The 24,807-nt window shown below is 38.4% G+C and carries 24 protein-coding genes; 7 read left to right on the forward strand and 17 right to left on the reverse strand.

Annotated elements, in window-relative coordinates; genetic code table 11:
* Positions 1-17 precede the first annotated feature (17 nt).
* Positions 18-662 (reverse strand): ElyC/SanA/YdcF family protein, encoded by a 645-nt coding sequence (locus JM79_RS05870; RefSeq protein WP_141877251.1) that lies wholly within the window; start codon positions 660-662, stop codon positions 18-20.
* A 120-nt stretch (positions 663-782) separates the two neighbouring features.
* Here JM79_RS05870 and JM79_RS05875 point away from each other — a divergent pair, with 120 nt between their 5' ends.
* The gene (locus JM79_RS05875; protein WP_141877252.1) at positions 783-1,415 is read left to right on the forward strand and encodes an NAD(P)H-dependent oxidoreductase; all 633 of its coding nucleotides are present in this window, start codon (positions 783-785) and stop codon (positions 1,413-1,415) included.
* Here JM79_RS05875 and ribB read toward each other — a convergent pair.
* From ribB to JM79_RS05935, 12 genes are all read right to left on the reverse strand, one after another.
* The gene (gene ribB, locus JM79_RS05880; protein WP_141877253.1) at positions 1,412-2,560 is read right to left on the reverse strand and encodes a 3,4-dihydroxy-2-butanone-4-phosphate synthase; all 1,149 of its coding nucleotides are present in this window, start codon (positions 2,558-2,560) and stop codon (positions 1,412-1,414) included. The genes JM79_RS05875 and ribB overlap by 4 nt on opposite strands.
* Positions 2,561-2,591: 31 nt before the next feature.
* Entirely contained in the window at positions 2,592-4,037 is a 1,446-nt protein-coding gene (locus tag JM79_RS05885; protein WP_141877254.1) for an LptF/LptG family permease, read from the reverse strand.
* Position 4,038: 1 nt separating this feature from the next.
* Complete coding sequence (locus JM79_RS05890) at positions 4,039-4,680, reverse strand: outer membrane lipoprotein carrier protein LolA (protein WP_141877255.1); 642 nt, start codon at positions 4,678-4,680, stop codon at positions 4,039-4,041.
* Between the two features lie 10 nt (positions 4,681-4,690).
* The gene (locus tag JM79_RS05895) at positions 4,691-7,072 is read right to left on the reverse strand and encodes a DNA translocase FtsK (RefSeq protein WP_141877256.1); all 2,382 of its coding nucleotides are present in this window, start codon (positions 7,070-7,072) and stop codon (positions 4,691-4,693) included.
* A 112-nt stretch (positions 7,073-7,184) separates the two neighbouring features.
* Entirely contained in the window at positions 7,185-8,180 is a 996-nt protein-coding gene (locus JM79_RS05900; protein WP_141877257.1) for an alpha/beta hydrolase, read from the reverse strand.
* An 11-nt stretch (positions 8,181-8,191) separates the two neighbouring features.
* Positions 8,192-8,557 carry a diacylglycerol kinase family protein gene (locus JM79_RS05905; RefSeq protein WP_141877258.1) on the reverse strand — a complete coding sequence of 122 codons (366 nt, stop codon included), beginning with the start codon at positions 8,555-8,557 and terminating at the stop codon, positions 8,192-8,194.
* A complete protein-coding gene (tpx, locus tag JM79_RS05910; RefSeq protein WP_141877259.1) occupies positions 8,557-9,057 on the reverse strand; it encodes a thiol peroxidase in 501 nt (166 codons plus the stop codon). The genes JM79_RS05905 and tpx overlap by 1 nt, the downstream gene beginning before the upstream one ends.
* A gap of 125 nt (positions 9,058-9,182) precedes the next feature.
* On the reverse strand, positions 9,183-9,431 hold the full coding sequence (locus tag JM79_RS05915) for a hypothetical protein (protein ID WP_141877260.1): 249 nt from the start codon (positions 9,429-9,431) through the stop codon (positions 9,183-9,185).
* Complete coding sequence (locus tag JM79_RS05920) at positions 9,412-9,726, reverse strand: thioredoxin family protein (RefSeq protein ID WP_141877261.1); 315 nt, start codon at positions 9,724-9,726, stop codon at positions 9,412-9,414. The genes JM79_RS05915 and JM79_RS05920 overlap by 20 nt, the downstream gene beginning before the upstream one ends.
* Positions 9,727-9,763: 37 nt before the next feature.
* Positions 9,764-10,402, reverse strand: coding sequence for a peroxiredoxin (locus JM79_RS05925; RefSeq protein WP_141877262.1), 639 nt, complete (start codon positions 10,400-10,402; stop codon positions 9,764-9,766).
* Positions 10,403-10,604: 202 nt separating this feature from the next.
* Positions 10,605-12,077, reverse strand: a complete 1,473-nt coding sequence (gene nhaC, locus JM79_RS05930; RefSeq protein ID WP_141877263.1) for a Na+/H+ antiporter NhaC — start codon at positions 12,075-12,077, stop codon at positions 10,605-10,607.
* 156 nt (positions 12,078-12,233) lie between these two features.
* Positions 12,234-13,448, reverse strand: coding sequence for an aminotransferase class I/II-fold pyridoxal phosphate-dependent enzyme (locus JM79_RS05935; RefSeq protein ID WP_141877264.1), 1,215 nt, complete (start codon positions 13,446-13,448; stop codon positions 12,234-12,236).
* 178 nt (positions 13,449-13,626) lie between these two features.
* On the opposite strand from JM79_RS05935, the gene JM79_RS05940 reads away from it, so the two are divergent.
* The 3 genes from JM79_RS05940 to JM79_RS05950 all read left to right on the forward strand — a co-directional run bounded on the left by JM79_RS05940 (position 13,627) and on the right by JM79_RS05950 (position 17,862).
* Positions 13,627-14,085 (forward strand): Lrp/AsnC family transcriptional regulator, encoded by a 459-nt coding sequence (locus JM79_RS05940; protein WP_141877265.1) that lies wholly within the window; start codon positions 13,627-13,629, stop codon positions 14,083-14,085.
* A gap of 102 nt (positions 14,086-14,187) precedes the next feature.
* Positions 14,188-15,591, forward strand: a complete 1,404-nt coding sequence (gene lpdA / locus JM79_RS05945) for a dihydrolipoyl dehydrogenase (RefSeq protein ID WP_141877266.1) — start codon at positions 14,188-14,190, stop codon at positions 15,589-15,591.
* 87 nt (positions 15,592-15,678) lie between these two features.
* Complete coding sequence (locus JM79_RS05950; protein ID WP_185739464.1) at positions 15,679-17,862, forward strand: S41 family peptidase; 2,184 nt, start codon at positions 15,679-15,681, stop codon at positions 17,860-17,862.
* On the opposite strand, the gene JM79_RS05955 is transcribed toward JM79_RS05950, so the two are convergent.
* Positions 17,863-18,573 (reverse strand): LytTR family DNA-binding domain-containing protein, encoded by a 711-nt coding sequence (locus tag JM79_RS05955; protein WP_141877268.1) that lies wholly within the window; start codon positions 18,571-18,573, stop codon positions 17,863-17,865.
* Positions 18,563-19,642 carry a histidine kinase gene (locus tag JM79_RS05960; RefSeq protein WP_141877269.1) on the reverse strand — a complete coding sequence of 360 codons (1,080 nt, stop codon included), beginning with the start codon at positions 19,640-19,642 and terminating at the stop codon, positions 18,563-18,565. The genes JM79_RS05955 and JM79_RS05960 overlap by 11 nt, the downstream gene beginning before the upstream one ends.
* 208 nt (positions 19,643-19,850) lie before the next feature.
* Here JM79_RS05960 and JM79_RS05965 point away from each other — a divergent pair, with 208 nt between their 5' ends.
* The gene (locus JM79_RS05965; RefSeq protein WP_260443381.1) at positions 19,851-20,294 is read left to right on the forward strand and encodes a MotA/TolQ/ExbB proton channel family protein; all 444 of its coding nucleotides are present in this window, start codon (positions 19,851-19,853) and stop codon (positions 20,292-20,294) included.
* Between the two features lie 277 nt (positions 20,295-20,571).
* On the opposite strand, the gene JM79_RS05970 is transcribed toward JM79_RS05965, so the two are convergent.
* Both JM79_RS05970 and JM79_RS05975 read right to left on the reverse strand, forming a co-directional pair.
* Positions 20,572-21,915, reverse strand: a complete 1,344-nt coding sequence (locus JM79_RS05970; RefSeq protein ID WP_141877270.1) for a DEAD/DEAH box helicase — start codon at positions 21,913-21,915, stop codon at positions 20,572-20,574.
* Between the two features lie 60 nt (positions 21,916-21,975).
* Positions 21,976-22,860 carry an aldose 1-epimerase family protein gene (locus JM79_RS05975; protein ID WP_185739465.1) on the reverse strand — a complete coding sequence of 295 codons (885 nt, stop codon included), beginning with the start codon at positions 22,858-22,860 and terminating at the stop codon, positions 21,976-21,978.
* Positions 22,861-22,943: 83 nt separating this feature from the next.
* Here JM79_RS05975 and JM79_RS05980 point away from each other — a divergent pair, with 83 nt between their 5' ends.
* The gene (locus JM79_RS05980; protein ID WP_141877272.1) at positions 22,944-23,480 is read left to right on the forward strand and encodes an NAD(P)H-dependent oxidoreductase; all 537 of its coding nucleotides are present in this window, start codon (positions 22,944-22,946) and stop codon (positions 23,478-23,480) included.
* Entirely contained in the window at positions 23,481-24,773 is a 1,293-nt protein-coding gene (gene pabB, locus JM79_RS05985; protein WP_260443382.1) for an aminodeoxychorismate synthase component I, read from the forward strand. It abuts the gene before it with no gap.
* Positions 24,774-24,807 lie beyond the last annotated feature (34 nt).

The following is a 24,807-nucleotide window of genomic DNA, read 5'->3' on the forward strand; positions in this document are numbered from 1 at the left end:
CTTAAAAAAGCTTCAGATTAATCTTCGGAAGAATCGAGCCTGTATTCCATCGTACTGGGTTCTTTATTGATTAAAACTTCCCAGAGAGCCTTGACATTTGCCAGTTTCTCTCTTTGCTTCAGCCTGTATTCGGTTTGGTAGGCACGTTGATCTGCCGTTAAACCGAAGTAATTAAATCCCAGCTGACCCGAAATGAAAAGCGCTCTGGGCAAATGGAATTTTTGGGTAACCACAGTAGCATTCTCTATATTAAAAAGTTTTCCCGCCCTGTACATGCTATCATATGTATCAAGTCCTGCGTGATCTGAGGTAATCCGGTTTTGAGGAATACCTCGTTCCCGAAGATAGGAAACCATGGCAGCGATCTCATTATAATCTTCGGTTCGATGATCGCCAGTTACATGGAAATTTTTGACCTTGTTATTGCGATATAATTTAATAGCGGTATCTACGCGATCCTTTAAGATTGGAGATAATTTACCATCAGAATGGACACTTGCACCCAGGATTATTACTGTTTCACGGGGAGGTATTTTAGAAATATCAGAATAAATGTCTTCTGAAGTGTGTCTCAAGAAAATGGCTTCAATACCCAGGATGGTAAAGATGATAAGCACAATTCCAATGACAGAGAATAAGATAAATTTTTTAAGTTTTTTCATTTCTCTGGATGAATATTAGGTCGAAGATAGCCATAAATAATTGGATGTATCAGATTAATCGATAGCTAACGTAAATGTTCTTTTCATCATTGTGTACCTTTGCATTTCAAGATCATAATTATGAGTAATTTAAAAGCGCTGAACTGGCGTTACGCTACTAAAAAATTTGATGATTCCAGAATACTTTCCGAAGAAAAGCTGGAGATCCTTAAGCATGCATTTAATCTCACTGCCACTTCCTATGGATTACAACCATTAAAGATGCTGGTAATTAGTAATAAAGAGATCCAAAAGCAGCTTATAGAATTCTCAATGAATCAGCAGCAAGTAAGTACCGCTTCTCATGTACTGGTGATCTGTACTGAAAAAAATGTAGATGAACAGTTTATATCTGGATACTTCCAACGTGTCAAGAATTTAAGAGACACACCAGATGAGGTTTTGCAGCCTTTCCACAATTTTCTGGTAGATGACTTTAAAAATAAGGCGATCGAAAAAATTGAAGCCTGGGCACGTAATCAGGCATACCTTGCTTTAGGAACACTATTAACCGTCTGTGCTACTGAAGAAATAGATGCCTGTCCCATGGAAGGTTTTGAGCCTTCAAAGTATGACGACTTCCTAAAACTTGGCGATAGAAACCTGCAGTCTGTACTTGTGCTTCCTGTTGGATATCGTGCTAAGGATGATTTCTTTTCAGAATTAAAAAAGGTGCGTCGCCCATTGGACGAAGTGATCATCGAAATAGATTAATACTCTACGTATTCTTTGATCTCGAGACCGTAACCAATCATTCCGACTCTCTTAGTTTGCTGGGAATTTGATAATAACCTGATTTTATGAATCTCAAGGTCATGAAGAATCTGAGCTCCAATTCCAAAATCCTTATTGTCCATTTTTACTGGCGGTGCTTTAATTTCTCCCTGTTTCTGACTTTCTTTTAATTCTGTTATTCTAGATAAAAGGTTTGGAGATGGGTTAGCCGGATTAATAAAAACGATGGCACCACGACCTTCATCATTGATCGCCTTAAACATTCCATCCAGTTTTTTCTCTGCATTATTAGTCAAAGTGCCTAGGATATCATTGTTTACCATGGTTGAATTCACTCGTACAAGAATGTCTTCATCGGTCTTCCATGAACCCTTAGTCAATGCTATATGAACCTGTGAATTGGTAGTTTGTTTGTAAGCTCGAAGTCTGAATTTTCCAAATCTCGTATCCAGTTCAAAATCTTCCTTTTTCTCGATAAGACTATCATGCTGCATTCTATAGGCAACAAGATCTTCGATAGAAACGATCTTTAGATCGAACTTTTTGGCGACTTCCAGCAGTTGAGGTAAGCGCGCCATAGTTCCATCTTCATTCATGATTTCCACGATGACTCCAGCAGGTTCGAAACCAGCAAGTCTTGCAAAGTCGATCGCTGCTTCTGTATGACCTGTTCTACGTAAAACGCCGCCTTCTTTCGCTTTCAGCGGAAAAATATGTCCTGGTCTGTTAAGATCCTGTGGTTTTGTTTCAGGATCTATCAGGCTCTTGATGGTTTGAGCTCTATCTGAAGCTGAAATACCCGTGGTAACACCTTTTCCTCTCAGGTCAACCGAAATTGTAAATGCGGTTTCCATTGGATCGGTATTATTACCAACCATCATTTCCAGTTTTAGATCATTACATTTTTGCTCGGTTAAAGGAGCACAAATGAGTCCGCGGCCATGAGTAGCCATGAAATTGATCATCTCTGGAGTAACCATTTCTGCAGCGGCAAGAAAATCACCTTCATTTTCACGGTCAATATCATCCACTACAATGATCACCTTTCCGGCGCGAATATCATCAATAGCTTCCTGAATCGTATCTAATTTGACCTGATACTGGTTATTTTCTACCTCTGCCATAGTTCCAATTTTATGGCTGCAAAGATATTTATTATGATTTACTTTTGTTCCGAATCGCTCCGGCTTTTTTGAAGAGTTTTTTTATAGGGTCTGTAAGGCTATCAAAAGCTAATAATCCCTGATCTGTAGTAGCTCTATAAGTAAGAAAAACACCCAGCGGGAGCATGATCCAGGTAGGTAGCCAGGTGGCAACAAACGCAGGAACACTTCCATTTTCTGCTGAATTCTTCGTGAAGATCCCTATAAAGTGATAGGTAAGAAAGAGCAGGATTGCAACCACAATAGGTAAACCAATTCCACCTTTCCTGATAATGGCTCCAAGAGGTGCGCCTACAAAAAACAGTACGATACAGGCAATTCCGAGAGCATATTTTTCATGTAGGGCGATCTCAAATTTATTGATCTGCTTTACGTTGTTTTTAAATTCCTGCTTCTGCATTCCGAGATGGGCAATAGCGCTGTTTACAGTTCCTAGTGCCAGGTTGGAAATTTGTGCCGCATCGTAAGTGTTGTAATGGGTCAGGATACTTTCATCTGTAGAAACAATGGTATCCTTAGGCTTTAAATTATTCTGAACATTAACAATCCCGGAGCGGTCATACATATTCGATTTAAGACTGGCCATTTTCGTATTGTAGTTGACTGAAAATGAATCTATGCTTTCACTCAATTCTGAAATTTTCAGCATTCCATGAGTGGAATTATAGTTCTGATCCTCCAGATCTACATTATTAAAATTCGAGAGATCGATATTGATGATATATTCATCAAAATATGTCTTTGTAAATGGTTTTCTTTTCCTCTTTTGATAGTCTGAAGGTGTTACTTCATCATAGTAGTTCCCTTCCTTCAAAATAAGTGAGAGTACATCTGAATTAGTACTTCCAACCAGTTCGCCTTCCCTTGCTTTGATCACTGTGGTATTTCCACCAGTTTTCTCCTTCTGATGAATAATCACATCCCTAAGAAACTGATCATTCTCACCACTTTTTTCTTCTACCTTGATATTGAAGGTTCCAATATCATTGAAAATTCCTTCAGAAATAGCCATGGCAGGCTTTAACTGAGCAATATTCTTCCGAAGATTGATCGACTTAAATTCTGCTGCGGGAATCACATTATTGGCAAAAAAGAAAGCTGTAAGACTTACTAATACTATGAATACGGTAAGACTGCGCATTGCACGACCTAATGAAATACCTGAAGACTTCATGGCGGCAAATTCATAATTTTCAGCAAAAGAACCGAAAGTCATGATGGAAGTAAGCAGGATTGTAAGTGGTAATACTAGAGGCACCAGCTTAGGTGAGAAGTAGAGTAAAAACTTGAGGATTACTTCTGTATCCAGGTCTTTACCAGCAAGTTCACCTATGTACAACCATATCGTTTGGAGTACAAAGATGAACATCAGTATTATAAAGACCGAGAAAAATGTTTTTAAAAAGCTGGTAAGTATGTACCGGTCGAGTATCTTCAATTTAGTCTAATCTATTGATATAAAAGTCGCTATATCTAGCTTCGTTAAAGGTAAATAGATTTTTTGCAAGTGGTTGATCTGTCTTGAAACTTTTCACAGTGATCGTCACTTTAGTCCCATTTTCCTGGGTCTGGATCATATTGTAAATATGCTTGGTTTGAGTATCGATACCAAGGAGAATATTCTTGATCTCAGCTTTGCTATCTTTTGGCGTAAGTTTTACGTACTGGATCTCTCTGCCTTTTACATTCTGGGTGATATCCATCTTGTAGTTATACCCATTTTGATAAAATGTGAACATTTTTGAAGGTGTGATACTGTTGCTATCTTCCTCAACATAATTGGAAATATTGATTTCCTCATCTTCCGGAATGATCGTATAGATCTTTTTACCGTCGAACATTTGAGTAGTTCCCATTAAATTCAACAAGTATTTCTCCCCATCAATACTAACATCTCCTCGAGTTTCCTGGCTCACATTCTCAGCTTCGTTTTCAAGTGAATACTTGAATTCTATAACCATATTGTCATAATTCTTCACCTTTGCTGAAACTTCATTTAGTAATTTCTGAGCTTTCGATGCTTCCTGCGCTTGTACTCCAAAACTGAGTATAGCTGCCAAAATAAATACTAATCTTTTCATTCTAATTTTTTTAGTCTGGTTTTTCATTTAATAGTTGATCGAGCGCTACCATATCTGTAATTAAAACCTGTCTTGCCTTACTTCCTTCAAACGGACCAACGATGCCTGCGGCTTCCAGTTGATCTATTATTCTACCTGCACGGTTATATCCAAGTTTTAATTTACGCTGAAGCAAAGAAGCCGAGCCTTGCTGGGCGGTTACGATTACTTCTGCAGCATCGCGAAACAGCTTGTCTCGCTCGCTCACATCTATATCAAGTCCTGTGCCACTTTCCTCGCTTTCGTAGGCAGGAAGTTGGTGAGCTTCAGGGTAAGCTTTTTGCGAACCAATGAATTCGGTGATCTTGTCTACCTCCGGAGTGTCCACGAATGCACATTGCAGTCTTTTAAGCTCATTCCCCTGTGTAAATAGCATATCACCACGACCAATTAATTGGTCTGCTCCCTGGCTATCCAGAATAGTCCTGGAATCGATCTTGGAAGTTACTCTAAAAGCAACTCTGGCCGGAAAGTTTGCCTTAATGATACCGGTAATTACGTTCACCGAAGGTCTTTGTGTTGCAATGATCAAATGTATTCCAATGGCACGAGCAAGCTGAGCCAGTCTGGCAATTGGTGTTTCAACTTCCTTCCCGGCGGTCATGATCAAATCTGCAAATTCATCCACTACCAAAACGATATATGGCAGGAATTTATGTCCGTCGTTCGGATTTAACTTTCTCGCCTTGAACTTCGTATTGTATTCCTTCAAGTTACGGCACATGGCATCCTTCAAAAGATTGTATCGATCATCCATTTCGATACACAAAGAATTCAGGGTGTTGATCACTTTTGTATTGTCGGTGATGATCGCTTCCCCATCATCTGGTAATTTTGCGAGGTAGTGGCGCTCTATTTTATTGAATAAGGTGAGTTCCACTTTTTTAGGATCTACCAGGACAAATTTCACTTCAGCCGGATGCTTGGCATATAGCAGCGAAGTGAGAATCGCATTCAAACCAACAGATTTACCCTGTCCGGTAGCACCAGCCATCAACATATGCGGCATTTTCGCCAGGTCGACTACGAAGGTTTCGTTACTTATTGTTTTACCCAAAGCTAGCGGTAACTCCATTTCTGCCTTCTGAAATTTAGGCGAAGCGATCACCGAGCGCATGGAAACTATACTGGCATTTTTATTCGGTACTTCAATACCAATGGTTCCTTTTCCCGGAATTGGAGCAATGATCCTGATTCCAAGCGCAGAAAGTGATAGTGCAATATCATCCTCAAGATTCTTGATCTTCGAAATACGAATCCCGGCTTCAGGGACGATCTCATATAAGGTTACTGTTGGACCAACGGTTGCTTTGATCTGCGCAATTTCGATCTTATAATTCTTGAGCGTATCAACGATACGATTCTTATTTTCTTCCAGTTCTTCCTGGTTGATCGTGATAGTACCGCCGTAATCTTTAAGCAGTTCGATCGTGGGAAATTTATAATTCTTCAGTTCCAGGGTTGGGTCAAATTCACCAAAATCCTTTACCAGTTTCTGACTTAGGTTATCTTCTTCTTCCTCTTCAGGAGCAGCTTCAACTTCCATAGCCACATTATCCTCTTCTACTGGAGCTTTGACTTCCATCTTCGGAATAGCTTCCGGGCTGGTCTTTTTCTCCGGCTTCTTTTCTGGTTTACTGCTTAGGTCAACTTCTGCAGGTTTTTCTTCATCTTTTGGTATGACTACTTCTTTTTTCCATTCAAGTTCTTCTTCAGTTTCTGAAACACTAGCCTGATGCTTTTGCATTGCTGTCTGAAGTTCCTGTTTTCCTGTATTAAGGTAAGAACCAACCATTTCCGGGGTGACCTTTAATCTTATTGCGAGGTAAGCTATTAGAAGAAATAGCATTAATAGGATGCTTCCGAAGAAACCGAGATAATCTTGTAAAAAATCATTGGTTTCATAACCGATTCTACCTCCCAGAAGTGCATTTTTTTCAGCAAAATAACCCAGAACTATAGAGATCCAGACCATGACGAGAATTCCCCAGAACCAGTATTTTCTCAGATTGGAAATCTTAAATCCAAAGAATAAATAGATGCCGCTTAGCAGTATTAAAAATGCGATAGAGAAAGAGGCTAGTCCGAAGCCTTTATAAACGAAGAAATCACTTACAGATGCACCAAATTTACTCAACCAGTTCCTGGCTTCCACATCACGATTCCCCAGCTCCTGAAGTACGCTCTGATCTGCCTGCCAGTTAAAAAGAAAAGAAATAAAGGCAACTATTAGTCCCAGACCAAATAGCATAAGAAAACTTCCAAGTACCACTTTTTGCTGCCGGTTGAGGCTGAAAGATAGTTTACTGGATTTTTTAGTGGTTTTCCTGGTCTTGGGTTTCTTTTTGGCCATAGGTAGGTTGACGAATTTCGGCAAAAATACAAATTAGCCTTATCCAAATTAAGGAAAAAAAACTTCAATTTTCAAAGTTGCCCCGTTTACAAGTCGTAAACGACTGGTTTTACTATTTATTCTTTAAGTAGGGTAGAAGTGCTGCTGTAAATTCATCGAAAGCTTCTATATGAGGTAAATGTCCGGTATCTGGAATTTCCACCAATTTTGCATTCGGTATTTTGTATGCGGTTATTTCACCAAGTTCATCGTATAATCCCATGCTCGCTTTTACTTCCTCACTCACCAGGTTTTTGCCCAAAGCTGTTCGATCCCGGGTTCCAATGATTAATAATGTTGGCATTTGCAGATTCTTAAACTCATAAACTACAGGTTGCGTAAGGATCATATCATAGGTGAGTGCGGCATTCCAGGCTATCAACGGATACTTTTCATTCAATGTCCATCCCGCCAGTAATTTAGCCCACTGAGCATAGTCATCATTCCAATCGCCAGCGTAATAGCTTTCCTTCTGGTATGTCTTGATACCCTGGTAGTTTTTATCCAATTCCTGTTCATACCAGTCGTCTATACTTTGATAAGGAATTTTGGTCTTCCAGTCTTCAAGGCCTATTGGGTTGAGCAAAACAAGTTTATTGGTTATTTCAGGATACATCAGAGCAAAACGCGTGGCCAGCATGCCTCCCATGGAATGACCCAATATAGTGGTCTTCGTTATCCCAAGTGTATCGATAAGCTTTTTGGTGTTTTCTGCCAGTTGCTGAAACGTATACTGGAAATGTTCTGGTTTGCTGGACTTTCCAAACCCTATCTGGTCTGGCACCAGCACATTGTACCCTGATTTTTGAAGAGTATCTATGGTAGTTTGCCAGTATGCGCCGTTGAAATTCTTGCCATGTAATAGTACTACAGTTTCACCATTTGGATTCTCCGCCTCTATATGCATATAAGCCATAGAATAGGTGCTCTTCTGAATATTAAGTTCGAGAAAATCTACATCATAAGGATATTCATAATTCTCGAGATCTATGTCCAGTTCCTGCAATTCCTGAGTTGTAACAGAAAAAACAGTACACATGCAAAGAATAAATGATAGATACTGCTTCATAGGGTCAGGTATTAACTGGTTAGGTAAGGAATATAGATAAACCCTGCGATGACAATCGCGATTAATGCAGCGATAAATACAGCACCTGCAGCTATGTCTTTAATATGCCCGATCTTATTATGAAAGTCGGGATGTACAAAATCTGCCATTGCTTCTGTTGCTGAATTCAATCCTTCAGCAGACATAACCATTCCTATTGCTACGAATTGAAACATCCATTCTGTTCTGGTAATATCAAAATACCAACCCGCAATGCAAACTAGTATTGAAATCACAAATTGCACCTGTATGCTGGCTTCATGACGAAGCAGCAGTAGTGCACCTTTTAGGGCGTATCCTCCTCCTCTGATTCTCTTTCCGAGGAAAGTGTTTTTCATTATAACAGGGTTTTCAGCGCAGCAAGATAGTCTGGTTCATCCTCGATTTTAGGTACTTGCTGGGAATGTATCACTTTAGCATCTTCATCAAGAACCACTACTGCACGAGATAACAAACCTTCAAAGGGTCCGTCAAGAATTTCAACACCATAGTCCTTGCCGAAATTTCTATCTCGAAAATCTGATAAATTTACGACCTGGTTCAACTCCTCATCACTCACAAATCTTTGTTGAGCAAAAGGGAGATCTCTGGAAATACAAAGTATCACCGTATCCTTTAATTCTGATGCTCTTTTATTGAAATTACGAACAGAAGTTGCGCAAACTCCTGTATCTATACTTGGGAAGATATTAAGAATAACTCTCTTTCCTTTATAATCATCGAGGGTTCCAATCGAAAGATCAGATTTAATTAACTCAAAATGAGGAGCTTTCTCGTCAAGTGCTGGAAGCGAGCCGTACGTAGTTACCGATTCTCCACCAAGTTCAATCTTTGCCATTTCTATACATATATTAGATTGCTAAATTTATAGGATTGTGTTTCGGTTATTACTAAAATTATCATAAAACAACATAGGCTGTTTCACAATGAAACAGCCTATGTTATCTGATTTATCAAAAAAGATTATTTGTCTATAGACCCTAGAACTTTCTTAACAAAATTATTAGCAGCATCCCTTTCAGGAGTACCGTCTTCTATCATTTTATGCACTTCTACAGCACCACAAAGATTTGTAAGTAATTCACCAATCACGTCCATTTCTTCTTCAGAAACTGAACGGTGCTCAGTAAAGCTTTCAAGCACATCAATCGTACTTTCAAGTTTGTTTACCTCGTTGTTTCGCTGTAAATGCTTAATTACTGGTAACTTCATCTACTAAGTTTTTTAATTGGTCAAACTTATTCGTTTGAACCTGATTCTTAAAACTTCCATTTTTGAAGGTTGCAAATGTTGGAAGGTTATCAACTTTCGCCAGTTTTCTTGATTCCGGATACTTTTCAGCATCTACAAGAATGAACTGCGCATTTTCATGCTCTGCAGATAACTTCTTGAATTTTGGCTTCATTAAACGACAGTTTCCACACCATCCCGCCATGTACTGTACTACAACAGTATCATTATCATTTACAATCTCACTTAAGTTATCCTGATCTAATTCCTTAATCATAGCAATTTTTTTAATGTTCTTAATTCAGGGACACTTCTTAGTTAAGGCTTAAGTATGATGCAACTCCTTCGCGGTCTGCATTCATTCCTTCTTTACCTTCTTCCCAGTTTGCTGGACAAACCTCACCTTTTTCCTGTACGTGCGTATAAGCATCGATCAATCTTAGGAATTCGTTTACGTTTCTTCCAAGTGGCATATGATTTACACCTTCATGGAAAATTGTTCCTTCCTCATCGATAAGGTAAGTTGCTCTGTAAGTCACGTTATCACCTTCAAGAGTTACAGCTCCTGTTTCATCATCATAAGTTTCGCTCATGATGTCAAGGATATCAAGTCTTGAACTTAGGTTACGGTTACTATCTGCAAGAATTGGGTAAGTTACACCTTCAATTCCACCATTATCCTTAGGAGTGTTCAACCAAGCGAAATGAACTTCAGGAGTATCACAAGATGCTCCAACTACCATTACATTTCTCTTTTCGAACTCAGCCATTGCATTTTGAAATGCATGTAGCTCTGTAGGACATACGAACGTAAAGTCTTTAGGGTACCAGAATAAAAGAACTTTCTTGTTATTCTTCTGAGCTTCTTCCAAAATGTTTAATTTGAAAGTATCACCCATTTCGTTCATTGCGTCTACACTAAGATTTGGAAATTTTTTTCCTACTAAAGCCATATAATTATATTTTTTAAAATTAAAAATGTTCTTTTTCTACGCTGCAAAAGTATCATCTTCACTGCGTTTTTTAGACGTTTCAAATTTTATGATTTTATCACACAATAGAGTCTATCTATGCATTGTAAAATCAACGATAGCGGTACTCTATAATCATCAAATACTCAGAAAATTAGCAGTTATTCTAAGGTTTTGACAATAATTACTTGGTAGAGATTTTTCTAATTTTTAGTCCGATGGCAGCGAAAAGAAGTGTCATAAATGGACTCAAATAATTGAAGAAAGCGTAACCAGCATAGGAGAGAACAGGAACACCCAGAACTCCACTATGATAAGCTCCACAAGTATTCCATGGAATAAGTACAGAAGTCACTGTTCCCGAATCTTCAAGACTACGGCTAAGGTTTTCTGGTGCAAGACCTTTATCCTTATAAGCTTTTGCAAACATTTTTCCCGGCACTACAATAGCCAGGTATTGGTCTGAAGCGGTAACGTTCAGGGCAAGACAACTAAATACGGTACTGGCAAACAATCCGAAGGTGGTATGGAATAGATTCAGAAGTGCTTTACTAATTCTGGATAAGGCTCCAATTGCTTCCATAATTCCGCCAAATACCATAGCGCAAATGATCAACCAGATAGTCCCTAGCATTCCCTGCATTCCGCTGGAAGCAAAAAGGTCATTAAGAGTTTCAGAATCGGTTTCTACCGCGGTGTCTACCGTGATGGCATTCATGAGTCCTTTATATCCACTAATAAAATTAAGTTCATTCATTCCACTTACTGCCAGTACAATGTCTGGTTGAACGATAAGAGCAGCAACCGCTCCGGCAAGAGTTCCAACCAGTAACGCTATAAGTGGGGATGTTTTTTTAACGATCAGAAATATTACGATCACAGGAACTATGAACAACCATGGCGTGATGGTAAAGCTTTTTTCTATGGAAGCCAGTATTGCAGATGTATCTGTGTTTCCACTCGTGTCCAGGTTAAGTCCGATAATTATAAAGGCAATAAGGGTAATTGTGATCGTAGGCACTGTTGTTAATGCCATATATTTTATATGTGTAAAAAGATCTGTTCCCGCCATAGCCGGAGCAAGATTCGTAGTATCACTTAAAGGAGACATTTTATCCCCAAAATAGGCTCCGGAAAGAATTGCACCCGCCGTCATGCCCAATCCAATTCCCAGAGCATCAGCGATCCCGATCAGGGCAATACCAACGGTAGCTGAAGTTGTCCAGCTACTTCCAGTGGCAACAGAGATCACAGAACAGATAACCACGCAGGCTGCCAGAAATATGGTAGGATTTAGAATTAGAAGTCCGTAATAGATCATGGTAGGAATAATTCCGCTTATAAGCCAGGTTCCTGCGAGAGCTCCTACCATCAATAAAATAAGGATCGCTCCGGAAGTGCTTTGAATATTGCCGGCAACTTCATCGACCATGGTATCAAACTTTACCTTGTTGAAGTAACCAACGATCGCGGCAACAGCTCCTCCAAGTAATAGAATGAACTGGTTAGAACCTCCAAGAGCATCATCGCCGAAAACGAAAACATTGAAAGCTAGCATAGCAACAAGAATAAGTACTGGAATTAATGCTTCCCAGATACTTAATTCCTTATTCTCAATTACAGGTTCATTTTCAGGATTTGCAGCAGAGTTTTCCATTCAGGAGATTCTATTTTTAAGGCATAAATAAAGCCTTAGGGTATTCTGAAAATCGTCAGATCTACCTTAAGGCTTGAAAATTTATAACCGGTCGTTAATGTTGTTCATATTTTTATGAACGTAATTTTACGACATTCGGCTTAATCCTGCAAAATTTTAGACCATTTCAGCACTTAGAATGCCTACTTCTTCCATACAATCTTTCATCATTTCGTAAGTTCTTGCGATATCGTTATCCAGCCCTATGGAAAATCGAATTAAACCGTCACTTAATCCCATTTCTTTCTGCTCTTCCTCAGGAATTTCCGAAGAGGTTGAAGTTCCGGGTGCGCTAAACAGGGTTTTATAAAATCCTAAACTTACAGCCAGGTATCCCAGATTTCTTTCCTGCATAAGCTCCATTAATTCATTGGCTTTATCCAAAGAACCAACATCGAGCGTCAACATCCCTCCAAAACCATAAGATTCGTTCATCATGGTTTTGAAAGTTTCATGACCTGGATGAGATTCCAATCCCGGATAGACTGTTTTCAACCCATCTTCCTGAAATTTATGAGCCAGGAACATCGCATTGTGGCTATGTTGCTTCATGCGAATATGCAGGGTTCGTAAGTTTTTCAGAATAGAGGCAGCTCTTAAACTATCCATGGTTGGGCCAAGAAGCATTGCCGCTCCGTCATTCACATTTCTAAGGTCATTTATAAATTCCGTAGTGCCACAAACGACTCCGCCAACAGTATCACTGCTACCGTTGATAAATTTGGTTAAACTATGAATCACCGTATCTACACCAAGTTTAATCGGACTAATAGAAAGTGGTGAGAATGTATTGTCTACTACCAGTTTGGTATGAGAAGCTTTGCTAATTTTAGCCAGAGCTTCAAGATCTGCGATTTCAAGCAAAGGATTGCTCACACTCTCGCAGTAGATCACTTTTGTATTCTTCTGAAGAGCATTCTGCACCAATTCAGGTTTTGTGATATCTACAAATGTGGTTTCAATCCCAAACTTGGGAGCGAAATTCTTCAGAAATGCATAAGTACCGCCATAAACGGTTCTGCTACAAACAATATGGTCACCGGCATTGCAAAGCTGCATAAGAACCGATGTGATCGCGCCCATCCCGGAAGCAGAAACGTTAGCTGATTCTGTACCCTCCATCGCCGCGAGTGCTTCGCCCAGATAAAGATTGGAAGGCGAGGAATGCCGGGAATATAGGTAACATCCTTCTGCATTACCTTCAAAGGTATCGAACATGGTTTTAGCTGAAAGAAAAGTGTAGGTTGAAGAATCTGATATAGAAGGGTTAACACCTCCAAATTCTCCAAAATATTGTAAGTCCTGAATGCGATCTGCTGGTTTATATTTCATGATTTCTGAATTTATATATTCAAATTTCAGTTAAAACCGACTTACGAACAAGTAATGTATATTTCAGTAGAATATAAAACTATATATTATTTATATTTCAGATTATATATCTAATTTAGAGCCAGAAGAATATTTTTTACCGAAAAATTATAAGTTCAGAATCCCTTTAAACAAGCGTATGAAAATTGATGAGCTGGATAAAAGAATATTAAAGCATCTACAAATTGATAGCAAAAAGACGAATAAGGAGATCGCGAATGACCTGAAACTTTCGGTTACTGCGATTTACGAACGTATTAAAAAGCTGGAACGTGAAGGAGTCATTTCTAAATATGTTGCATTGGTGAAACCGGAAAGCGTCGGTAAGGGTTTTATGGTTCTTTGCCAGATCAAACTGATTCAGCATAAAAAAGACATACTTACAAAATTCGAAAAGGATATCACCAGTCTGCCCGAAGTTATTGAATGTTTACATGTGAGCGGAGACTATGATTATATTTTGAAAGTGCTGGTAAAAGACATGGACGAATATCGTGAATTTATGGTCGCTAAGCTTACCAGCCTGGACCATATTGGGAGTACAAAAAGCGTCTTTACGATCAATAAAGTGAAGCAAAGCACGATCATAAATCTGTAAATCTTAAAATTTTGTCAGGACTCTCAGGTGCATTGGTCATTGTAGAGAATAGTCGTACTTTTGTAATCAATTTGTTCAAAAATCAGTAAAAAACATACAATTATGAGTACATATGATGTTGCAGTTATAGGATCGGGACCAGGCGGATACGTTGCTGCGATTCGCTGCGCACAACTTGGGATGAAAACTGCGATCATAGAGAAATATTCCACACTTGGTGGAACCTGTTTAAATGTAGGTTGTATTCCAAGTAAGGCTTTACTTGATTCCTCTCATCACTTTGAGGATGCGATCAAACATTTTGAAGATCATGGTATCGAAATTCCGGGAGAGGTAAAACTTAACCTGGAAAAGATGATGGATAGAAAATCGTCTGTTGTTCAGCAAACCTGTGACGGAGTGAAATTCCTGATGGATAAGAACAAGATCGATGTTTATGAAGGAGTTGGTTCTTTTGAAGATAAGACTCACATCAAGATCGAAGGTGAAGGAGATAACAAAACCATTGAAGCTAAGAAAATTATTATTGCTACAGGTTCTAAACCGGCAAGTCTTCCTTTTATTGAACTGGATAAGGAAAGAGTGATCACTTCTACGGAAGCACTTAAACTTAAAGAGGTTCCTAAACACATGATTGTAATTGGTGGTGGTGTGATTGGGCTTGAACTTGGGCAGGTTTATCGCCGTCTGGGAGCTGAAGTAACTGTAGTTGAATATTTAGACCGTATCATTCCTACTATGGATAGTGCGCTTTCTAAGGAGCTTCAAAAAGTTCTAAAGAAGCAGGGAATCAAATTCCACGTAAGTACCAAAGTGAAGTCTGTTGAGAGAAACGGTGACGAGATCACGATAAAGGCAGATGATAAAAAGGATAAAGAAATCGAGATTAAAGGAGATTATTGCCTTGTTTCTGTAGGTAGAAAACCTTTTACAAATGGGTTGAACGCAGATGCTGCAGGAGTTGACCTTGATGATAAAGGTAGAGTTAAGGTAAACGAGCATTTACAAACCAATGTAGATAATATCTATGCAATTGGAGATGTGGTGCGCGGTGTTATGCTTGCTCATAAAGCTGAAGAAGAAGGAACGATGGTTGCTGAATTGATCGCGGGTCAAAAACCTCATATCGATTATAACTTGATTCCGGGAGTAGTTTACACATGGCCTGAGGTTGCTTCAGTTGGAAAAACTGAAGAGCAACTGAAGGAAATGGGAGTGAAGTATAAGGAAGGTAAATTTCCAATGCGAGCACTAGGACGTTCAAGAGCCAGTGGAGATATTGACGGACTTATTAAGATTCTTGCCGATGAAAAGACCGACGAGGTTCTTGGAGTGCACATGATTGGCGCAAGAACTGCAGATCTTATTGCTGAAGCGGTTACGGCTATGGAATTCAGAGCTTCTGCTGAAGATATCGCGAGAATGAGTCATGCTCACCCAACCTATGCTGAAGCTGTTAAGGAAGCTGCTCTTGCCGCTACTGAAAACAGAGCTTTGCATATCTAGAATAAGATAAATTGCAATATATTTTTAAGCCCGGACGTTATGATGTCCGGGCTTTTTATTTTTTCAAAATCATCAATCTTTAATCCAATGACCAGACTTTTACTTTTCTTATTATTCTTTACCAGTTTGTCTTTTGCACAGGACTCAAAATATAATTTGAATTTCGATGAATTTGAGAAGGATGGAGAATTGCCAGATGATTGGATTGTATGGGGAAATTATGCTATACAAAAAGATTCTGTAGATAAAGTTTCCGGACCATATGCTGCTAAAATAATTGCCGACTCTACTGCATCCTTTGGTAGCATAGCATACAAGATTCCGGCAAATTATGCAGGAAGATATTTGAAGCTTCAAGGTTATATTAAAACCGAAAACGTAGCTAATGGCTTCGCTGGATTGTTGATTCGCGTAGATGGAGACTCCGGTTCCTTAAGTTTTAATAACATGCAATCTCAGGGATTAAACGGTACAAATGACTGGCAGAGATACGAAGTTGAAGTTAAATTCCCCGATGAGGCCAAGAATATATATGTAGGAGGAATTCTGGCTGGAACTGGGACTGCATGGTTCGATAATTTTTCCTTAATGATAAATGGAGACAAGGATATACAGTTAATGAAACCTAAGGTTCTAACCTATAAACCAGCACAATTGGATACGGCTTTTGTTGATGGTTCAAAATTTAAATTAAAAAAACCTAGTTCCACTCAGGTTCAAAAGCTATATAAGTTAGGCAAGGTGTGGGGTTTCGTTAAATACCACCATCCAGAGATTGCGAGAGGAAAAATTAACTGGGATAATGAATTGTTTCGATTTTTACCTAAGCTCGATTCGGTAAATTTTGATCTTGAACTCGCGAAATGGATTGGATCTTTTAATATTACAGAAGAAGGAGAACATAACTTGCCGGATAGCGATGAATATGAGCAAACTCCGGATTATTCCTGGATTTACGATGAAAGCTTTTTGACAGAAGAATTATCGAAAAAACTTCAAGAAATATTGAAATCCAAAAGGGAGAAGAAGCACTTCTATTTTAGTATTAATCCAAGTGTGGAGAATCCATCATTTAAAAATGAAAATAGCTATTTGGGAATGGCCTGGGATGATTCAGGTATAAAATTACTCGCACTTTATCGTTACTGGAATATGATGGAGTATTTTAATCCCAATAATTATCTAACTGAAAAAGATTGGGATGAGGTTTTAAAAGAATATATACCACGCTTTTTAGAAGAAAACGAGGAGATAGATTATAAGAAAAATGTTCTGCAACTAATTGGAGAAGTAAATGACAGCCATGCGGGCATCTGGAGTTATGATGAAGCGCTTAATAATTTCTTCGGAAAGAAGAAATTACCCTTAAAAATTCAATTTATTGAGGGACAGCCGGTAGTCGTAAAGAAAAACAATAGTGTAGAAATGACTATTAATGAAGGTGATGTCATTACTCATATAAATAATGAGCCAATGGATGATGTTATTCGTAAGAATAATAAATATTATCCTGCATCCAATCAATCTGCAAGGTTAAGGGATATGGCAAGAAAGTTACTTCATACTAATATGGATAGTCTGGAAATAACCTACAAAAATGAAAAAGGTGTCTTTACAGAGAAAATTGCATCTGTAGAAGAATGGAATGAGTCTGATAGTATACCATCAAGCCATAAATTTATTAAAAATGATATTGGATATATCTATCCAGAATCATTGAAAAGAGGAGAGATAAATGATATTCTGGAAAAATTCAAGGATACTAGAGGCATTGTGGTGGATCTACGCTGCTATCCGTCAGAATTTATAGTGTTTAGTATGGGTAATTTTGTAGTACCGAAACCAACAAGTTTTGCAAAGTTCACTTCTACTTCCATGAAAAATCCCGGATATTTTGAGTATCGAAATGGATCGAAAGTAGGGTCGCATTTAAAAAAGACATACGAAGGAAAATTGGTTTTATTAATCAATGAAGAAACTCAGAGCCAGGCAGAATATACTGCAATGGCCCTGAGAATTGCCCCGGGAGCTGTAGTTGTTGGTAGCCAAACTGCAGGAGCAGACGGGAATGTGTCCCAAATCATTTTGCCTGGAGGTATCAAGACTATGATTTCAGGTATTGGAGTCTTCTACCCAGACGGAACCGAAACTCAGAGGATAGGGATTGTTCCCGATATTGAAATTAAACCTACTATTGAAGGCTTTAGGAATGGTGAAGATGAATTGCTTAATAAATCAATCGATATAATTGAAGATTCTAAAAAATTGTAACTAAGAGAATCTTTTCATTTCTCTTCGTAGATTCTCCTTATAAGTCCGGCTAATTGGTAGTGATTTATTTCCAATTACCACATCTTCATGAGAATACGACTCAATTTTACTGATGTTAATAATATATGATCTATGAATTCTTAGAAAATTAGCATCTGGAAGTTTCTCTTCAATGGAGGTAATTGTCTCTCTGGTAACTTTCGTGCCTTCGGTAGTTTCTATTTTCAGGTAATCACTCAGACTTTCTATCCATAAGATCTTCTGAAAATCGATTTTGTGCATTTTCCGGTCGATCTTGACAAAAAAGAACTCGTTGGAAGAAGCAGGTAGATTTTCGTTTGTTTGAAAAGAATATGTATGCCTGAAATTATTAACTGCATCAAGAAACCTTTCGAAGGAAATTGGTTTGAGTAAATAATCAGCTGCGTGAAGATCAAATCCCTCGATCGCAAATTCCCGGTATGCGGTGGTGAAAATAATCTTAATATCCTTATTGATAGATTTGGCAAATGCGATCCCCGATATTCCTGGCATATTAATATCCAGAAAAATCAGGTCAATTTTGCTGGAACTAATACAATTAAATGCCTCTGTAGCATTTCGGCAAGCCTTTACGATCTCCAGGAAATCTATTTTTGAAATATGATTTTTCAGAATGTCCAAGGCAACTGGTTCATCATCTACAATCAAACAGCGAATCTTATCCGGCATAAACAGCATTTTTGGAAAGTTTCAGCATCAACTTTACGTAATAATGATCTGGTCTGTTCTCAATATCAAGTTTATAATTATTCTCATAAAGCAAGTCCAGTCTTCGTTTAATGTTTTCAAGACCAATACCATTTTCTGAATGTTCTGCTGAAATCTGAGCTTTTGAATTTTTTATCAAAAACATCAATTGGTCATTCTTTACTTTCAGTTTTATGCTAATTTCAAGTTTTCCATCGGCGTCGCGACCATGCTTGAAACAATTTTCTATAAAAGGCAATAATAACATAGGCGCAATCTGAATTTCTTCTGAAAATTCCTCGATTTCAAAATTAACGATGAGCAGATCCTGAAAGCGTCTTTTTTCCAGATCAATATAGTTAGTTATATGTTTTATTTCATCCTTCAGCGAGACCACTGGCTTTTTGGTTTGGTAAAGGATATAATCCAGTAGATCTGAAAGTTGCAGGATCATTTCTGATGTAGTATGATGATTGGCTAAACTCAATCCGTAAATAGTATTTAGCGAATTAAAGAGAAAATGTGGGTGAATCTGCATCTTCAGATATTGAAGCTCCTGTTCTTTTAATTTCAACTGCGCTTCCAGGATCCTGTTCTTCAATTCTTCGTTACTGGCTGCGGTAGAATAATTATACTTCAGCAGACTAAATGCGGAAGCAAGCGCCACTACCAGGTAGACGCTAATCATGATATAAATTAGACTTTTTGTGATTGGAAAACTACCCTGATATTCATAACCGGAAGTCAGCACCTTGGCATAAAAAGCCGAAATTGTGATATAGCAGGCTGAAATTACAAGTGCCGCTACTGTGTAAAGACCAAATGTCAGATACTTTTTCGGAATAAGATATCGAGGGATGATCCTGTAAATAAATGTATAGGTGGTCGAAATGGTGACAGGAAGAAAGAAGGATGAAAATGTCATTACCTGCCTAAATTCTGAATCTTCAAATCCAAAAAAGAAGGTGAAATAAAGCAAGACCACGAGCCAAAAAAGGCTGTGTAGTAGAAATTTCTTTCCCATTCCCAGGATGATCGAACTTACTTTCATTCGTGGATAAAAATGTGACTTAATTTCGGTTAATAAAAATTAATGCGACGAATTACTATTTTATAATGCTGGATAACATCGCTTCCAGAATAGAACTGGAAAAATTCGGTAACAGGTAGAATCAGGTCAAAAACACGCAACTGGTCTCAATTCTATATTTTAGAGCCAACTTCCTGCTAAGTTTGTTTTCGTTAACCAATAAAACTAAATGATGATTTTACTAAGTAGCATTCTTTTTCAAAACCCGGGTTTCTTTCAGCAGCTTGGGGATCGGATTAATGAAGGTGGACCACTGGCTATGAGTCTCATCTTAATTTCATTCTTTATTATAATATTCCTGGTAGTTCGGGCAGCCATCAATGTATCTGCAGCCGGGCATAAATTTCAAAAGAACATTTCTCTCATTAATCAATTGGCATTGATCGCTTTAGTGATTGGACTCTTTACGCAATTTGTTGGCCTGATACAGATCTTTGATGCTTTTGAGTCTCTTGATAACGTGAACCCGGCAATGTTTGCAGCAGGGCTTAAAGTGAGTTTGCTAGCTCCATTATTCGGTGGATTTACCTTCCTGTTTGGTAGGATCTCCAGTTTTATTCTCAACTGGATCCGTAAATCTGATCTCGATGTCAATACGACCAACACTTACTAGTTTTATCATCAATCAATTTGCGAACAGCCATAACCCTAAAGGATATTAATGTGCAGGAAATTTTATAGCGCTTTATTATTTTTCATTTTCGTAGAGAAACATTCACTACATTTAACCGTTAATTCTAATTTTAGAAATCATGGCGAAAGAAAAATCACCTTCAAAGAATTCAGCTAAGAAAGAACCTGTGCTGAGTTTAAAAGAAAAGAGAGCAGCGAAGGCAGCAAAGAAGAAAAACAGATCATAAACATAAAGGAGCGCAAATGCGCTCCTTTTTTTATTTTTTCCATCTCCGGTTGGCGTTCTTGTCACCACGGGTTTTTGGTTTCTTATATTTCTTGGCAATTTCCCGGCGATAACTACCTCCAAGATTTACCTTTTTGTTCTTGTCCTTTTTCTCGTGAAAAGCCGGTCCTGCTTCCTGATCATCTGAATGCGGATTATAAATCTCTATGGATCTTGGCTTTTCTTCCTCGATCAATTCTGTAGAAATTTCAACAGCCTCTGGGATCGAATGTTCCGGAATTTGCATATCCATCAGGGTTTCGATCTTTTCGTAATTTTCGGCTTCAGCTTCGGTCTTAAAAATAATCGCAACACCTTTCTTTTCTGCCCGACCGGTACGACCAATACGGTGCATATAGTTTTCAGGATAATGTGGAGTGTCAAGGTTGATCACGTGTGATACATTCTCGATATCCAGTCCACGAGCCATAACATCTGTAGAGATCATGATACGTGTACGACCTTCAGCAAATTCCTGCAGACTGTTGAGTCGGTAATTCTGACTCTTCCCTGTATGAACCATGCTTACCTGATGCCTGAATTCGGCATTAAGAATATCGTATAGTTTGTCAGCAAAACGCTTGTCGGTCGTGAAAATAAGCACCTTTCGATATTCATCTTCATCCGTGAACAGCTCTTTGAAAAGATTTGCCTTCGTATTGAAGTTAGGGACTTTATAAGCTCGCTGCTCTATATTTTCAAGAGGTGTACCGCTTACGGCAACAGAAATCTTCTCAGGAGTTTTAAAGTTTGCGTCGATCATCGCTTCCACGGTTTCGGTCATAGTTGCCGAAAACATGATGCTCTGCCTGTTCTGCGGAAGCAATTCGAGGATATTATTTACCTGGAACTTAAATCCAAGATCCAGCATCACATCCACTTCATCAATCACGAATTTTTGAATGGATTTTAACTGAACAGCTCTGCGCAGTACAAGATCATACAATCGTCGTGGAGTTGCTACCAGGATGTCCTGTCCCTGCATTAAATCCTGGTGTTGCGTATTAATGTTCACGCCACCATAGATCCCTGAAATTCGTACATTAATATACTTTGCGATCTTTTCTATTTCCTCAACAACCTGAACAACAAGTTCACGGGTTGGAACAAGAATTAAGATTCTGGGATTTTTCTGTTCCGAATATTTGAGCATTCTTAAAAGTGGAAGCAAATAGGCAAAGGTCTTACCAGTACCCGTTTGCGCGATCCCAACAACATCCCGTCCAGACATGATCGATGAAAACGCCTGTTCCTGGATTGGAGTAGGTGTCTGGAAATTAAGATCTTCCAATGCATTACGCAATGGAGTGTTAAGGTTTAGATCCTGAAAGCTCAAAGTATAAGTTTTTATTTTTGCAAAGGTACTGCTTAACGTGCTAACCTGCACATTTATATACTAGTAAATGCGAATCTGGTAACTAGCCTTAAAATCATCATTCGCATTCAGCACTTCATTCCCGGCTTTTTCCTTGAAATTTTTATTAGAATCTGCAAGATCTGTATAGCCAAGCCATGGTTCTATGCAAACGTAGGATGCGTTTGGTTTTGCCCAGATCCCAAGGTCTTTAAAATCTTCAAATTCCAGACCTAAAATAGCACCTTCAGTTTTGCTGTGCAGCTCTACTTTTTTTGATGTAATACTTCTGAAGATCAATGCGTCTTTATCGAAGAGATCAGGTCTAAGCTGCAGGTTATGCTCATTTTTAAGTATCACTTCCTCTTTCTCACCAAGTAAGCCATTTTCATCAAGGATCTCTGTAGTAAGGTTTAATTTCTGATCAAACTGAAGAGAATAATCTTCAATTCTTTCACTTTCAGAATATAGAATATTGAAGGCTGGGTGACCTCCTAGCGAGAAATATAAAGGCTTTTCATCCAGATTGATAACATGATGTTTTACTTCCAATTGCTTTTCCTTTAGAATAAAATAGATCCTGAAAGCGAATTTAAAAGGATACATTTTCAAGGTTTCTTCAGAATAAAGAAGTTCGAAAACAATCTGATCTTCAGTTCTCTCTTTTAGTCTTATCTGGTCGTTATGCCGAATGATCCCATGTTTGGGTAAACTATAAGTTGCGCCTTCAAATTGATATTCCCCACCTTTCAGCATTCCAATAATTGGAAAAAGATTAGGCGCATGACTTCCCCAAACATCTGGATTTGCCTGCCAGATATGTTCTCTTCTAGATTTTTTATTTAGAATACTGCAAAGCTCAGCGCCGGTTTCCAGAACTCCAATCTTTAGATGTTCATTCTCTATATAATGAGTGGTCTTCTCCATAAATTTTATTTCAGTTGCTCTCTTACCAGATTTTTAAACGAAAGGCTAAGATAAATTTTCAGTAATTTTAGAGAAAATCCAACATGAAAAAGATTCTCGCATTCGCCGGTTCTAATAGTAGTACTTCCATAAATCAAAGACTCCTGGATCATATCACAGGACGTATCCAGGGACATGAAATTAAAATGCTTCAATTAACCGATTTTCCTTTGCCAGTTTATGATGAAGATATCGAAAAGGAATCGGGAATTCCAATGAACGCAAAGATCATTCACAATCATATTCTTGATCACGATGCTTTGATCATTGCGGTGAATGAGCATAATGGGACTGCTTCTGCATTTTTTAAGAATATCATTGACTGGTTATCCCGGAATCAAAAAAACTTTTTTGAAGGAAAAAAGATCCTTTTGGTAAGTACTTCTCCAGGTAAACGCGGAGCCAAAGGTTCTCTGGATTATTGCCGTGATATCTTCGGAAGATTTGGCGGCGATGTGATCGAAAGCTTTAGTTTTCCATCTTTCCAAAATAATTTTGAAGATGCTAAAGTGACAAACGAAGTGCTGGATATGGGAATTGAAGATGTGCTTACTACCTTTGCGCATCAAATCGAAGCTTAATTGAGAACAAAAAAATCTTTTGCCGTAGAGGATATGGCAGATTTCAAGAAGAAATTGCTCGCCTGGGGAAATAGCTTTCCGGAGATCGTGTGGCTGGATAGTAATCTGGATTCTTCGGAAAATACCGAATTTGAAGCAGTACTTGCTGTAGAAGCTTTTACCGCTATCAAAACCGATTATCAAAACGCTTTCGATAAACTGAAGGAATATCAGCAAACTACCAAAGACTGGATCTTTGGTTATCTAAGCTATGACCTAAAAAATGACGTTGAGCGACTAAAATCTTCCAATTACGACGGACTTCAATTTCCGGATCTTTACTTTTTTCAACCTCAAAAACTGGTCTTTTTAAAAGATAATATAGCCGATTTCGTTTACCTGAGAATGGTAGATGACGAAATTGAAACTGATTTTGAAGAGATTCAGAATATTAAGCTTAAAACTGAAAATTCCGAAGAGAAAATTAGAATACAATCCAGAATTAGTAAGGAGGAGTACCTTGAAAAGGTGGGAGCAATGCTGGAGCATATTCATCGTGGGGATATTTATGAAGCGAACTTATGTCAGGAATTCTTCAGTGAAAATGTGGATCTGGATGCATTTTCTATCTACCAAAGTCTTAATGAGATCTCAACGCCTCCTTTTGCTACTTTCCTAAGACTCGAAAACATCAATCTGGTTTCGGCTTCCCCGGAGCGATATCTACGGAAAAAAGGTGATCAATTGCTTACTCAGCCAATTAAAGGTACAGCGAGAAGATCTTCTGATCCTGAGGAGGATAAGGAAATTGCTCTGAATCTGGCGCGGGATCCAAAGGAAATGTCAGAAAACGTTATGATCGTGGATCTTGTTAGGAACGATCTCTCCAGGATCGCTGAAAAAGGTTCAGTAAAAGTGGATGAACTATGTAAAGTTTATTCCTTTAAACAGGTGCATCAAATGATTTCTTCAGTCACCGCTACGATCGCCAAAGGCATTGAGCCAGTAGAGGCACTACGAACGAGTTTCCCCATGGGAAGCATGACCGGAGCACCTAAAATTTCAGCAATGAAGATCATAGAAAAGCTGGAAAGTACTAAACGCGGACTTTATAGCGGCGCTGTGGGCTATTTCTCTCCGGAAGGTGATTTTGATTTCAATGTGGTTATTCGCAGTATTCTTTATAATTCTACGAATAAGTATCTGTCATTTTCTGTAGGAGGAGCTATTACAGCGAAATCGAATCCTGAAAAAGAATATGAAGAATGTCTGTTGAAATCCAGGGCATTACGTGAAGTTCTGGATAACCTTTAAGCAGCTTTTCATTAAATTCAGGCTTTGTATATTT

Origin of the sequence: Gramella sp. Hel_I_59, from assembly GCF_006714895.1 — a bacterium.
In the GTDB taxonomy this organism is placed as follows: domain Bacteria; phylum Bacteroidota; class Bacteroidia; order Flavobacteriales; family Flavobacteriaceae; genus Christiangramia.

Excerpts from the sequence above, each read along its gene's own strand:
- JM79_RS05920 (WP_141877261.1), bottom strand. The coding sequence starts at position 9,726 with ATGATTAAGGAATTAGATCAGGATAACTTAAGTGAGATTGTAAATGAT.
- JM79_RS05935 (WP_141877264.1), bottom strand. The coding sequence starts at position 13,448 with ATGAAATATAAACCAGCAGATCGCATTCAGGACTTACAATATTTTGGA.
- JM79_RS05905 (WP_141877258.1), bottom strand. The coding sequence starts at position 8,557 with ATGAAAAACACTTTCCTCGGAAAGAGAATCAGAGGAGGAGGATACGCC.
- JM79_RS05895 (WP_141877256.1), bottom strand. The coding sequence starts at position 7,072 with ATGGCCAAAAAGAAACCCAAGACCAGGAAAACCACTAAAAAATCCAGT.
- JM79_RS05940 (WP_141877265.1), top strand. The coding sequence starts at position 13,627 with ATGAAAATTGATGAGCTGGATAAAAGAATATTAAAGCATCTACAAATT.
- JM79_RS05955 (WP_141877268.1), bottom strand. The coding sequence starts at position 18,573 with ATGCCGGATAAGATTCGCTGTTTGATTGTAGATGATGAACCAGTTGCC.
- JM79_RS05950 (WP_185739464.1), top strand. The coding sequence starts at position 15,679 with ATGACCAGACTTTTACTTTTCTTATTATTCTTTACCAGTTTGTCTTTT.
- JM79_RS05960 (WP_141877269.1), bottom strand. The coding sequence starts at position 19,642 with ATGAAAGTAAGTTCGATCATCCTGGGAATGGGAAAGAAATTTCTACTA.
- JM79_RS05900 (WP_141877257.1), bottom strand. The coding sequence starts at position 8,180 with ATGAAGCAGTATCTATCATTTATTCTTTGCATGTGTACTGTTTTTTCT.
- JM79_RS05965 (WP_260443381.1), top strand. The coding sequence starts at position 19,851 with ATGATGATTTTACTAAGTAGCATTCTTTTTCAAAACCCGGGTTTCTTT.
- JM79_RS05875 (WP_141877252.1), top strand. The coding sequence starts at position 783 with ATGAGTAATTTAAAAGCGCTGAACTGGCGTTACGCTACTAAAAAATTT.
- JM79_RS05975 (WP_185739465.1), bottom strand. The coding sequence starts at position 22,860 with ATGGAGAAGACCACTCATTATATAGAGAATGAACATCTAAAGATTGGA.
- JM79_RS05890 (WP_141877255.1), bottom strand. The coding sequence starts at position 4,680 with ATGAAAAGATTAGTATTTATTTTGGCAGCTATACTCAGTTTTGGAGTA.
- tpx (WP_141877259.1), bottom strand. The coding sequence starts at position 9,057 with ATGGCAAAGATTGAACTTGGTGGAGAATCGGTAACTACGTACGGCTCG.
- lpdA (WP_141877266.1), top strand. The coding sequence starts at position 14,188 with ATGAGTACATATGATGTTGCAGTTATAGGATCGGGACCAGGCGGATAC.
- ribB (WP_141877253.1), bottom strand. The coding sequence starts at position 2,560 with ATGGCAGAGGTAGAAAATAACCAGTATCAGGTCAAATTAGATACGATT.
- JM79_RS05980 (WP_141877272.1), top strand. The coding sequence starts at position 22,944 with ATGAAAAAGATTCTCGCATTCGCCGGTTCTAATAGTAGTACTTCCATA.
- JM79_RS05915 (WP_141877260.1), bottom strand. The coding sequence starts at position 9,431 with ATGAAGTTACCAGTAATTAAGCATTTACAGCGAAACAACGAGGTAAAC.
- JM79_RS05870 (WP_141877251.1), bottom strand. The coding sequence starts at position 662 with ATGAAAAAACTTAAAAAATTTATCTTATTCTCTGTCATTGGAATTGTG.
- nhaC (WP_141877263.1), bottom strand. The coding sequence starts at position 12,077 with ATGGAAAACTCTGCTGCAAATCCTGAAAATGAACCTGTAATTGAGAAT.
- JM79_RS05925 (WP_141877262.1), bottom strand. The coding sequence starts at position 10,402 with ATGGCTTTAGTAGGAAAAAAATTTCCAAATCTTAGTGTAGACGCAATG.